This window comes from Lutimaribacter pacificus, assembly GCF_900142185.1.
Lineage (GTDB): Bacteria > Pseudomonadota > Alphaproteobacteria > Rhodobacterales > Rhodobacteraceae > Lutimaribacter > Lutimaribacter pacificus.
Window position 1 is genome coordinate 62,290 of record NZ_FQZZ01000013.1, and the last position, 11,027, is coordinate 73,316.

The 11,027-nt window shown below is 64.2% G+C and carries 9 protein-coding genes and 1 pseudogene; 8 read left to right on the forward strand and 2 right to left on the reverse strand.

Annotated elements, in window-relative coordinates:
• The first annotated feature begins 287 nt into the window (after positions 1-287).
• Genes F3H87_RS20270 through F3H87_RS20310 form a run of 8 tightly spaced genes read left to right on the forward strand, consistent with a single transcriptional unit; the run spans position 288 to position 9,577 of the window.
• Positions 288-650 carry an NADH-quinone oxidoreductase subunit A gene (locus F3H87_RS20270; protein ID WP_017468394.1) on the forward strand — a complete coding sequence of 121 codons (363 nt, stop codon included), beginning with the start codon at positions 288-290 and terminating at the stop codon, positions 648-650.
• On the forward strand, positions 647-3,124 hold the full coding sequence (locus F3H87_RS22050; RefSeq protein ID WP_223228154.1) for a heavy metal-binding domain-containing protein: 2,478 nt from the start codon (positions 647-649) through the stop codon (positions 3,122-3,124). Before F3H87_RS20270 ends, F3H87_RS22050 begins: the two co-directional genes overlap by 4 nt.
• Complete coding sequence (locus tag F3H87_RS20285) at positions 3,121-4,020, forward strand: complex I subunit 1/NuoH family protein (protein WP_088665111.1); 900 nt, start codon at positions 3,121-3,123, stop codon at positions 4,018-4,020. The genes F3H87_RS22050 and F3H87_RS20285 overlap by 4 nt, the downstream gene beginning before the upstream one ends.
• Positions 4,017-4,535 carry an NADH-quinone oxidoreductase subunit J family protein gene (locus F3H87_RS20290; RefSeq protein ID WP_017469393.1) on the forward strand — a complete coding sequence of 173 codons (519 nt, stop codon included), beginning with the start codon at positions 4,017-4,019 and terminating at the stop codon, positions 4,533-4,535. The genes F3H87_RS20285 and F3H87_RS20290 overlap by 4 nt, the downstream gene beginning before the upstream one ends.
• Positions 4,532-4,843, forward strand: coding sequence for an NADH-quinone oxidoreductase subunit NuoK (gene nuoK / locus F3H87_RS20295; protein ID WP_088665110.1), 312 nt, complete (start codon positions 4,532-4,534; stop codon positions 4,841-4,843). Before F3H87_RS20290 ends, nuoK begins: the two co-directional genes overlap by 4 nt.
• Positions 4,840-6,738 carry an NADH-quinone oxidoreductase subunit 5 family protein gene (locus F3H87_RS20300; RefSeq protein WP_149789482.1) on the forward strand — a complete coding sequence of 633 codons (1,899 nt, stop codon included), beginning with the start codon at positions 4,840-4,842 and terminating at the stop codon, positions 6,736-6,738. The genes nuoK and F3H87_RS20300 overlap by 4 nt, the downstream gene beginning before the upstream one ends.
• An 11-nt stretch (positions 6,739-6,749) precedes the next feature.
• The gene (locus tag F3H87_RS20305) at positions 6,750-8,210 is read left to right on the forward strand and encodes a complex I subunit 4 family protein (protein WP_149789483.1); all 1,461 of its coding nucleotides are present in this window, start codon (positions 6,750-6,752) and stop codon (positions 8,208-8,210) included.
• Positions 8,210-9,577, forward strand: coding sequence for an NADH-quinone oxidoreductase subunit N (locus F3H87_RS20310; RefSeq protein WP_223228155.1), 1,368 nt, complete (start codon positions 8,210-8,212; stop codon positions 9,575-9,577). Before F3H87_RS20305 ends, F3H87_RS20310 begins: the two co-directional genes overlap by 1 nt.
• A 323-nt stretch (positions 9,578-9,900) precedes the next feature.
• On the opposite strand, the gene F3H87_RS20320 is transcribed toward F3H87_RS20310, so the two are convergent.
• Positions 9,901-10,692, reverse strand: a complete 792-nt coding sequence (locus tag F3H87_RS20320; RefSeq protein WP_149789484.1) for a TniQ family protein — start codon at positions 10,690-10,692, stop codon at positions 9,901-9,903.
• Positions 10,689-11,027: pseudogene (locus F3H87_RS20325) on the reverse strand (TniB family NTP-binding protein); the annotation flags it as partial. The pseudogene F3H87_RS20325 and the gene F3H87_RS20320, both read right to left, overlap by 4 nt.

The following is an 11,027-nucleotide window of genomic DNA, read 5'->3' on the forward strand; positions in this document are numbered from 1 at the left end:
AACCTATCCATTCCAAGGCGAAATTCCAATATCAATGATTTTGAAGTCGGCAATCCATCGCGCCATTGAAATTTATCTGAATGGTTGCGGAAGACAATAGCACAATGTTTTTCACAGTCTCGACGTCTCGCGTAACATCTTCAGCTTCGAGAAGAAATTTCTTGTAATCGTTTTTCTTTTTGGGCGTCTTCGACTAAACGTGGTCAAAAACGGACGGCGCGCACCTGATTGGGGCGCAGCACCCGAACGGGAAAAACCGGCCAAGCACGACAGGAGCCAGGGCGGACATGAGTGAACTGACGCAATACGCCATTCTGCTCGGCCTGACGCTTGGCACGGTCGGGCTGGTCCTGAGCCTCTATGCCCTCGCCCGTGCGATCGGGCGGGCGCGGGCGGAACCGGCCAAGGATGTGCCCGCAACCGCCGGCACTTTGGCGCGCGATCCGGTCTGGGTCCGATACCACGCCAAGTATTACGGCTATGCGCTCCTGTTTCTGGCCTTCGATATGGAGATGGCCTTCATGTACCCTTGGGCGGTCGTTTACCGCGAAGAGGGGCTGGTCGCCCTGCTCGACATGGGCGTTTTTCTCGCGATCCTGTTTCTCGGCCTGCTCTATGGATGGAGCCAGGGCGCGCTGAGGCGGCAATGATGGATTTGTCCGGGGCACGTCAGGGTCTGTTGCGCGGTTTCCGCGGGTTGGTCGCCGGGGCCATGGCGCGGGATTTGCGCGCGTTCGTGGTGCCTGGAGAGGACGTCGCGAATGCGCTTGGTCTCGATCTGGACGCCGCAGGGCTGATCCGCGCGGTGACGCCGCGCCACGCGAACGTCTTGCTGATCGCGGGGCCCTTGCCCACTGCGCTGGCCGATGCGGCCAGCGTCGTCTGGGCCCAGATGCCGCGACCCCGGTGCATTCTCGCGCTTGGTGAGGCCGATCTTGGCCCTCTGCCCACTGCCGACGTGACGGCGGAGATGTCGCAGGCGGGCCTGATCTCCGGACTGGAGGATCTGCGCAAACTGCTCTGCAATGGGGCTTTTGCACCAGACATCGCGGAATTTGATGCGCCTGCCCTGTCGGAGCGGATCGAATACACCTGCCCCATGCATCCGGAAGTCATTTCGGACGAACCCGGCAAATGCCCGAAATGCGGGATGTTCCTTGTGGAACGCCGCGTTTCCGGCGCGGCGTCGCACGGCCATGAGGGCCATGAGGGCCATGAGGGCCATGAGGGCCATGAGGGCCATGAGGGCCATGAGGGCCATGAGGGCCATGAGGGCCATGAGGGCCATGAGGGCCATGAGGGCCATGAGGGCCATGAGGGCCATGAAAAATCGTCCGCGGTTTCCACGCAAGCAGAAAAGGCCCATCATCAGTCGGATGCTGTGACAAGCGCCGAGACGTCCGCCTCCTATGTTTGCCCGATGCACCCGGAAGTGACCTCGGACACGCCCGGTTCCTGTCCAAAATGCGGCATGGACCTCGTCCCGCAGGCCGAGGCCGGAGAGCACGTGCACCACGGCCATCACGCCGAACCGGCCACGGAGCCGACAGGCCCCTATACCTGCCCCATGCACCCGGAGGTCACCTCTGACACGCCCGGCTCCTGCCCGAAATGCGGCATGGACCTCGTCCCGCAGGCCGAGGCCGGGGAACACGCGCATCACGAACATGGCCATCACGCCGAACCGGCCGCAGAGCCGAAAGGCCCCTACATCTGCCCGATGCACCCGGAGGTGACTTCCGACACACCCGGGTCCTGCCCTAAGTGCGGCATGGACCTCGTCCCGCAGGCCGAGGCCGGGAAACATGCGGACCACGGCCACGGCCATCACGCCGAACCGGCCACGGAGCCGACAGGCCCCTACACCTGCCCCATGCACCCGGATGTCGCCTCCGACACACCGGGTTCCTGCCCCAAGTGTGGCATGGACCTCGTCCAGCAGGCCGAGGCCGGAAAGCATGCGCATGGTGGACATGGCGGTCACAAGCACCACAAGGACATGCCAGCGCAAGAGGGCCAAGGAGAGCACGCCGCGCATGGCGCCCACGAACAGCAGGATGCGCATGGCGCGCATCATGGCCACACAGGCCACGGCGCGGCGCCAGACATCCCGGGGATCGAACCGCATTTCATGTCAATGGTCGAACTCACCGAAGGCAAACCGGTCAGCCCCGACGGATTGGTCATGGAATGGATAGACGCGCCCTTTGGCCCCTTCTTCCCGGGTCTTCCGGGCGGTCTGCACCTGGACCTGACCCTCGATGGAGACAGCGTCGCGGGCACCGCGGTCAGAGGGATGAAGATGGCGGCGCTGCCATCAGGCGTTGCTCTCGAAGACTTCGCTGATCATCTTGCGGACGCGGTGCCCTTGTCGCCGGTGGCAATGCGCGAACTGGCTTGCCGTGCTGCCGAGAAGGCTACCGGACAAACTGCACCCAAGGACACTCTGGCCGCCCGCGCCGCAGCAGTGGAACGCGAACGGATTGCAAGCCATCTCAACTGGCTGGCCGGGTTGGCTCGACAAGCGGGCCTTGCACCGCTGGGGCGCCGGGCGGCGGCCATGGAACACCGCGTCCGGACGGCTAAAGCGGATGAGGTGGCAGAGCAAGCAACTTCTATAACGAGCCTTCTGTACGGTGCACTCAACCGATCACTTATGGGACCAAAACTGACCGGGATCGGGACGCTTCAGGGAGCATCGGAAGGTCCTGTGGCACGTGCGGCGGACCATGCGTCCGATGCCAGACACGGCGACGGGGTCTACGACGAATTAGGTTTCGAACCGATCACGCAGGATGAAGGCGACGCCATGGCGCGGCTCCGCCAGCGCTGCGCAGAAATCGGGCAAAGCCTTGACCTGATATCGGCGGCGGGCGCGACCGCGATGCCAGAGATGCCGCGTGCAACAGGCGACGGCCACGGCACGGCAACGTTGGAAACACCGCGCGGACCCGCAACGCTGCACCTGACATTAAAGGGCGGTACAGTCGCCTCGGCCCATCTGAAGACGCCGTTCTCCGACCTCGCCGCGCATGTGCCCGACCTGATAAAGCAGATGGAACTTGCCGACGCACTGACCGCAATCGCCTCGCTCGATCTCGATCCCTGGAGCGCGACCCAATGAGCATCGCGGTGATTATCCTCGCTCTCGCGATCGGCTGCTACGCCGTGGCCGTTCTGGAAGGCTGGGCCGTCCATGGACGCCTCAGCCTCACACGGCCGGCGACCTCGGCGCTAGCGCTGCTGGGCCGCGAACAGATCCTGCCGCGCACATCTGACAGGCTGTTTTTCGAGGCTGGCCCGGTCCTCTTGCTGGTCGCGGGCCTGTTGTCAGTCGCCGTTATCCCACTGGCACCGGGGCTGATCATCACCGATCTGGCCATCGGCGCGTTGTTTCTGAACGCCGCGCTGGCTTACGTGCTGGTTGCGCTTATCATGGCCGGCTGGGGGCCGAACGGGGCCTACGGGATGATCGGCGGCTGGCGCTTTCTGGGCCAGTTCGTCGCCTATGCCATGCTGATCGTGATGCCCATAACGGCAGTTGCGATGCGGGCCGAGTCGCTCTCCACCACGCAGATCGTCCTGTCGCAGGCGGCCTTGTGGAACGTCGCCTATCAGCCCATCGGCTTCGTCCTGTTCGTCATCGCGGCGATGGGTGTCGCCTGGCTGCCGCCCATCGACCTGCCCACCGGCGGCGGCGATCTGGCGGGTGGAGTCGAGGCCGAATACACCGGCGCGCGGCTGGCCGTCCTGCGACTGGCGCGGCTTGTGATCATCGTCGCACTGGCCAGCGCGACCGTTACCTTCTACCTCGGCGGCTGGCTTGGACCGTGGCTGCCGGGCTGGGCCTGGACTGCGCTCAAGACACTTGGTGTAGCGGCCGCGATGCTGATGCTCGGGCCGCGCCTGCCGCGCCTGCGCGAGGCGAAGTATCTGGAACTGAGCTGGAAGCTCGGCATCACCCTGGCGCTGGCCAATATCTTCCTTGTGGGCGTCATCGCCCTCGTGGTGCCGATATGAGCCTTGCCACCGCTCTGTTTCTCGCCTTTTTCGGCACCGCCGCGATCTGGTTCGGGGTGGTCGTCTTTCGCACACATTCGATGGTGCGTTCGGCCATTGCGCTCCTGTTCAGTCAGACCGCCATCGGGGCGATGTTCCTTGTCATGCAGGCCGAATTTCTGGGCGTGCTCCAGATCATGATGATGGCCACGGAGATGAGCGTCATGGCGATTTTCATGGTCATGTTCATGATGGACCCCGGCGGCATGGGCAAGATGGACATGACGCACCAGAAACGCCTGTCGCTCTGGGCGGGCGGGATTGGCTTGGTCGCCGCACTGGTGGTGATCTGGACCGCCGGCTGGCAAGGCCCCGTGCCCGACGTGCCCGGGGCCGATGAACAGGCGCGCTTGCTGGGCCGCGAACTGCTGGGCCGCTCCATGTTCATTTTTGAAAGCGCGGCGCTGATGATCCTGACCGCGATGATCGCGGCGACCATGGTCGCGATCGCCCCGCAAGAAAAGGATAGCCAATGATCCCGGAACTCATGATCGCGCTCAGCGTCGGTGCGGCGCTTTTCGGCGTTGGCCTCTATGGTGCGCTCAGCCAGACCAACCTTGTGATGATCATCATGGGGGTCGAGTTGATCCTTGCCGCGGCACTGCTCAATCTCGTGGCGTTCTGGCGCTATCTGCACCCCGATGTGACAGCGGCGAAGATGTTCGTGCTGATCGTCATGGCGGTGATGGCGGTCGAGATGGCCGTGGGTTTCGGCATCGCCATCGCCCGGTTCCGCTCGCGCGGGTCGGTCGAGATGGAAGAAGCGCGGGAGCTCAGGGGGTGATCTGGCTTTCGCTGACGATCCTCGCGCCTTTGGGCGCGGGCCTGACGACACTTGCGCTCCGGCGCATGCCCGAGGCGATTGCGCTGACCGGTGCGGCCTTGGGCCTTGCCGGGGCGATTGCTCTGTTGGCCGGGGTGGCGGGCGGTGCGGATGTCACGGCCAGTCTGCCCTTCCTGCCGGACCTGCCGATCCGGCTGGTGGCCAACCCGCTGACGGCAACGCTGGCGCTGGTCGTCGCGACCGTCGCGGCGATGGTCCTGACCTATGCGGCGGGTTACATGTCCCATGACCCCGAGCGCCCCCGCTTTTTCGGCACCATGCTGATGTTCGTGGCCGCGATGCAGCTTCTGGTGCTGTCGGGGGACTGGATCACCCTGCTGGCCGCGTGGGAGATGATTGGTTTTGCCTCCTACCTTCTGATCGGCTTCTGGCATAGGCGAAAGGGCGTGCCCGGAGCGGCCATGCGGGCATTCCTCTATACCCGGACGGCCGATCTGGGCCTCTACCTCGCGGCCTTCCTGCTGATCGGTATCGCCGGAACCTCCGAGATTTCGGCCACGCTTTCCACCACCGGCACCCCGGCGCTGATCGCAGGGCTGCTGCTCTTGTTTGCGGCGATGGGGAAGTCGGCGCAGGTGCCGATGCAGGACTGGCTGATGCGGGCGATGGCGGGGCCAACGCCGGTGTCTGCCCTGCTCCACTCGGCCACGCTGGTGGCGGCGGGGGCGATCCTGCTGATCCGGACCGCGCCGATGCTGCCCGGCGGCGCGCTTCTGGCCATCGGGATTGTCGGCGGGGCGACGGCGGTGATTGCCGGGCTGATGGCACTGGCCGCAACAGACCTCAAGCGTCTGCTCGCCGCCTCGACCGCCAGCCAGTACGGGCTGATGCTGATCGCGGTGGGGGCCGGCGCGCCCGTTGCCGCGCTTTTGCATCTGATCGCGCATGCCGCGATCAAATCGGCGCTCTTTCTCGGCGCAGGCGTCTTTCAGCACGACCGCGAGAGCACCGATCTGGACACGCTTGCCGGCGCGGGCCGCGCCCGGCCCGGCATTTTTGCGGGCTTTGCACTGGCCGCGCTGGCGCTGGCCGGGCTGCCACCGCTCGCCGCCTTCTATTCCAAGGACGCAATCCTCGCCGCGGCTCTCGATAGCCCCTCTGCCGCGTGGTTTCTGCCGCTGGCCCTTGCTGGGTCGGTGCTGACCGGGGCTTATATGGGCCGGGCATTGAAGGTGCTGTGGTCCGGCACGCCGGAGAAGCCCCGCGATAAGGTGCCGCTCATGGCCGTCGGCATGGGCGTTCTCGTGATACTCGCCGCGACTCTGGGCTTCGCTTTCAAACCGCTGGAGGCGATGCTGGGCGCGCATCTGGCCGAGCCCGGCTGGATCGTCCCGGCCATGGGGCTGGCGGTGGGTCTGGCCGGGCTGGCGCTTGGCTGGCTGCTGGCCCCCGCCCGCCTTCTGGGTCCGCTGCTTGCGCCAGCACGAAACGGCTTCCCGCTCGCAGGTGGCATGGACGCCCTCGTGGTCCGCCCGACGCTGGCCCTGGCACGGCTCTGCGACCGCCTGGATGCCTGGATCATCCGCCGTGTCGTGCTGGGCGGCATCGTCGCAGGTACACAAGCATTGTCACGCCGGATCGAACGCGCCGAAGACAGTCTTCTGGCGCTGGTCAACGCGGTGGGCAGGCTCAACCTGTCCCTCGGGCTGGCCAGCCTGCGTTTTGACCGCGACACCATCGATCGTGCGATCTTTGGCCTTGTCGATCGCACAATCGCCCTCGGCACCCGCGCCCGCCGCCTGCAAAGCGGCCTTATCCACCGCGAAATGGCGATGACCGTCGCCGGAATCGCCCTTGTCACCGGCGTACTCCTCGCCGCCCCGCTTTTCTTCTGAGGATCGCGCTCATGCCGCTTCTGACCATTGCCACCTTCCTGCCCATCCTTGCCGGTCTCGCGCTTATGGCGCTGCCCGACCGCTCCACGAAAAAGGCACACACGGTGTCCATCGCCGCGACGGGGGCCGTCTTCCTCATCACGCTGGGGATCTGGGCGCGGGGCATCGTGGCCGGAGATTTTGCCCAGGTCGAGGAAATCGCCTGGATCCCGGCCATTGGCGCAGCCTACCGACTGGGCGTGGACGGGTTGAGCCTGCCGCTTGTGCTGCTGACCTCGCTTCTGTTTCTTCTGTCGGCGTTGTATTCGGCGCGGATCGGGGAGCGGGCGGCCTCCTATGTGGTGCTGATGCTGATGCTGGAAACCGCGTCGCTCGGCACCTTCATGGCGCTTGACGGCCTGCTCTTCTATGTCTTCTTCGAGGTCTCACTGGTGGGCATGTATTTCATGATCGCAGGCTGGGGCTATGAAGAGCGGCAACGGGCTGCGCTCATGTTCTTCCTCTATACGCTTGTGGGCTCGTTGCCCCTCCTGCTGGCGATCATCGGGCTTTACCTCGGCTCAGGTACCTTCGACATGCGTGTCTGGGTCGAAGGTACCACACTGGGCGGGCTTCCCGCCATGCTGGCGCTGATTGCAATGCTCGTGACCTTCGCGGTCAAGATCCCGGCCTTCCCGGTCCACACCTGGCTTCCGGCGGCGCATGTGCAGGCGCCCACGGCGGGCAGCGTGATCCTCGCCGGCGTGATGCTGAAATTCGGCACATACGGGCTGATGCGCTTTGCCTACCAGATGACGCCCGAGGCCTTCGCGCAGGCCGGACAGGTGATCCTCGCCTTCGGGGTGGTCAGCGCGCTTTACGGGGCCTTCGCGGCACTGGCGCAGAGCGACCTAAAGAAGATGATCGCCTACACGTCCGTTAACCACATGGGGTACGTGGTGATGGGCGTCGCCATTGCTGCACTGGCGACAGAGCCGCGCATCCGGACCATAGCTTTGGATGGCGCGACCCTCCAGATGGTCAGCCACGGGCTGGTCACGGGCGCCCTCTTCTTCCTTGTGGGCATGTTGCAGGACCGGGCCCATACCCGCGGAATCGGCGATTTCGGCGGGCTGCTGGGCCGTGTGCCGTGGCTTGGCTGGGCCTTCATCCTGTCGGCTTTCGCCTCTCTCGGATTGCCGGGCCTGGCGCACTTCCCGGCCGAGTTCCAGATTTTCCTTGCCACGCTGAACGGCATGCCCTGGGGGTTGATCGCGATCCTCGCCATCGTTGTCACGGCGGCGCTGTATCTGCGGGCCATCGCGGGCGTGTTTCTGGGCGAGATGAACGACAAATGGGCCGACATGCCCGATCTGGACCGGCGCGAAAAGCTGGTGGTCCTGCCGCTTCTCGTCCTGACCGTTCTGATCGGTGTCGCACCCGGCTGGCTGATTGACATGATCCACACCACCATGACGGGCCTCGGCAACTGATGGAGATGGGCCGCGATCTTGCCCTTCTGGCGCCGGAGCTTACGCTTGCCGCCGCGGCGATGCTGATGATCGTCGCCGAGATGTTCCGCGCGGCGCGGCTGGTGCTGGCCATCGGTCTGGCCGGGCTTGCGGCGGCCACCCTGCTGACACTGCCGATGCTGAGCGTTGACGCCACCGTCTTCGGCGGCACTTACCGGATAGACCTGATTTCGGGCTGGGCCAAGCTGATCCTGCTGCCCGGCACCGCTCTGTCCCTGCTGCTCGTCCGGGCCGAAATCACCGGTCGCCCGCGCGAAGGCAGCGTTCAATCCCTCGTCGTGCTCGTGACCCTTGGCGCGCTGATGCTGTCGGGGGCTGGCGACATGATGGTGGTGGTGATCGGTGTTGTGCTGACCGGACTGGGCTCTTTCGCGCTTGTGGCCTGGCCGCGCGACGATGCGGCCACCGAGGCAGCGATGAAATACCTCGTCTTCGGCGCGGTCACCGGATCGGTGATGATCTACGGGCTGACCTTCTGGTTCGGCGGCACCGGCTCGACCCTGTTCTCGGAGCTGGGCCAGTTGCAGGGCCAGACACTTGTGACCATCGCCGGGTTGATCGCCATCATCGTCGGTCTGGGCTACAAGGGATCGCTGGTGCCGTTTCATTTCTGGGCACCGGACGCTTATCAGGGGGCGCCCGTGTCGATCGCGGCCTACCTGTCCGTCATCACCAAGGCGGCCGCCTTTTTCGCGTTCGCGCAGGTCCTGCGCGACCTGCCCCGTGACGGTGGCTGGCCTCTGGCGCTGGCCGTGATCGCGGCGGCGACAATGACCTATGGCTACCTCGCCGCACTGGTGCAGACCAACCTTGTGCGCCTGATCGCCTATTCCTCGGTGGCACAGTCGGGATATTTCCTGATGGGCGTCGTGGCCCTCGGGGCCAGCGGCTTTGCCGTTCCGGGCATTCTGGTCTTTGCCGCCGCTTACGTGGCGATGAACCTCGGTGCCTTTGCGGTTGTCCTGCTGGCCGGGCGCGATCTGGGCGATCTCGAAGGCTTCGGGCGCACCCGTCCGTGGCTCGGCGCGGCGATGGTGGTGTTCCTGCTGTCACTGACCGGCATCCCGCCGCTCTTCGGCTTCGTGGGCAAATTTTACCTGCTCTCGGCAGCGGTCGAGGCCGGGTATCTGTGGCTTGCGATCATCGGCGTCCTGAACTCGGTGCTGGCACTTGGAGTTTACCTGCGGTTGATGGTGCCGATGTATCGAACTTCTTCGACAGAGCACCCGTCAGAGGTGGGCGCAGTTCTGACCCAAGGAACAGTCGTGGTCACCGTGCTTGCCACGCTGCTCATCGGGCTCGCGGCCGGAATCCTGCCCGGGCCGTAGACCAGACATCGGCATGGATTTGAAGGTGACCGGGCCAGCCCGCCGGTTTGAGACGCGTTCAAGCGAAGAGCATCGGACATTCGCGCGCGCACCTTTTGCGCGCGATGATGTAGATGAGGTGCTGGGTCCCGAGACCGGCAAGCAGGCAAAAAAAATCTACGTGTCGCGTAGCCCTTTAATCGGTTCTGCCTCACTTTGTGTGGCGCAACTATCCTGAAACTGGAAAATTCAGGAGGTATAGTCCGAAACCCGGGCTTACATGGCACTGCTGTCGCGTTGCCCTTAAATCTGAGATGCGGCGCGTTTAGCGTCGATCTTTGCCCTTAATTGCGAGATCCGACTGCCATCGCGCCTACGCTTTCCGCCCGGCTTTGCGCGATGCGATCAACCGCCGCAAGCAATCGAGGCTCCCTCTCGAAGGCGCGCAATAGAGCGATCCTTGCATGGTCGTTGATGCCGGAGCTGACTATCGCTGCTTTGGCCAAGGGACGAGATTGAACGGCAGCGAGCGCGGCGAGGCAAAATAGCCTCACTTCCGGTCTGGGATTCTGAAGTGCGAATGACGGATCCCCGCGGAAGGTCTTCAGTGACATGGCAAAGGTGACTGCACGCATTGCTCGACGAAATTTCCTGTGGCAGCGTGATCGTGCGGCGCACTCAAGCATCCCTGCCCCGCGGCGCGCTCGATATATCAGTTTTTCGGATATTTGTTCGCCACCGGGCTTGCCAACGGTCTGCACAAGTCTCGTCCCGCAAATCTGACAGTCGAATGCCCAGGCCCGCCTCCAATGCCTGAGCGAAAGGCCCTTTCTGGAGCATTGCAGGCAATGCTGGAATGGCATCTGGGCCGTCAGCGAGGCTTCTCGTTGCGTCATTGCTGGAAAGGTCAAAGATCGCACGATATCGGCGTCGACACGCGCGGCGTTTGCAATCTTCTCCACCGCAGCCGCGTCGACTTTGAAGTCCAAGGCGGTGCCATGCGTGGTATCGATTTTGATATGAGCCAGCAGTTCCGCGTCATCACAATAGTTGGCCGCAGCCAGCCGAGACAACCAACCTGACAACAGCTCGTCTGGCAGCGGCGCGACAGTCTTCGGCAGCGGGCGCGGCGTCACACCCCGGACTTCTCGAGCCGCCGATGGGCGTTCGCATGGCGGGACCAAACCGGCGTCCATTTGGCGACTGCGTCATCGGTGATACATTCCTCTCCCGTGACAATGGCGTCGATGGAAAGATCCTTGATCAGGGCGAAGATGCGCGAGGTCACCCCGCCGGTCATTCCAAGTATTTGCTTGAGCGACTTGACCTTCAGATTGGATTTCTTCTCGAGGGGCATTGCCGCGATGAGTGTCTGAATCATGTCCGAGAACTCGGCATCGTCGCGCCAGTTTGGCAGGTGATGTTCGTCCAGCCGCCTGGCAAGCTGGATATCACCACGGATGGCATCGAC

What these genes read in the sequence shown, in the direction of transcription:
- F3H87_RS20270 (WP_017468394.1), top strand. Translation starts at nt 288, where the DNA reads ATGAGTGAACTGACGCAATACGCCATTCTGCTCGGCCTGACGCTTGGC.
- F3H87_RS22050 (WP_223228154.1), top strand. Translation starts at nt 647, where the DNA reads ATGATGGATTTGTCCGGGGCACGTCAGGGTCTGTTGCGCGGTTTCCGC.
- F3H87_RS20285 (WP_088665111.1), top strand. Translation starts at nt 3,121, where the DNA reads ATGAGCATCGCGGTGATTATCCTCGCTCTCGCGATCGGCTGCTACGCC.
- F3H87_RS20290 (WP_017469393.1), top strand. Translation starts at nt 4,017, where the DNA reads ATGAGCCTTGCCACCGCTCTGTTTCTCGCCTTTTTCGGCACCGCCGCG.
- nuoK (WP_088665110.1), top strand. Translation starts at nt 4,532, where the DNA reads ATGATCCCGGAACTCATGATCGCGCTCAGCGTCGGTGCGGCGCTTTTC.
- F3H87_RS20305 (WP_149789483.1), top strand. Translation starts at nt 6,750, where the DNA reads ATGCCGCTTCTGACCATTGCCACCTTCCTGCCCATCCTTGCCGGTCTC.
- F3H87_RS20310 (WP_223228155.1), top strand. Translation starts at nt 8,210, where the DNA reads ATGGAGATGGGCCGCGATCTTGCCCTTCTGGCGCCGGAGCTTACGCTT.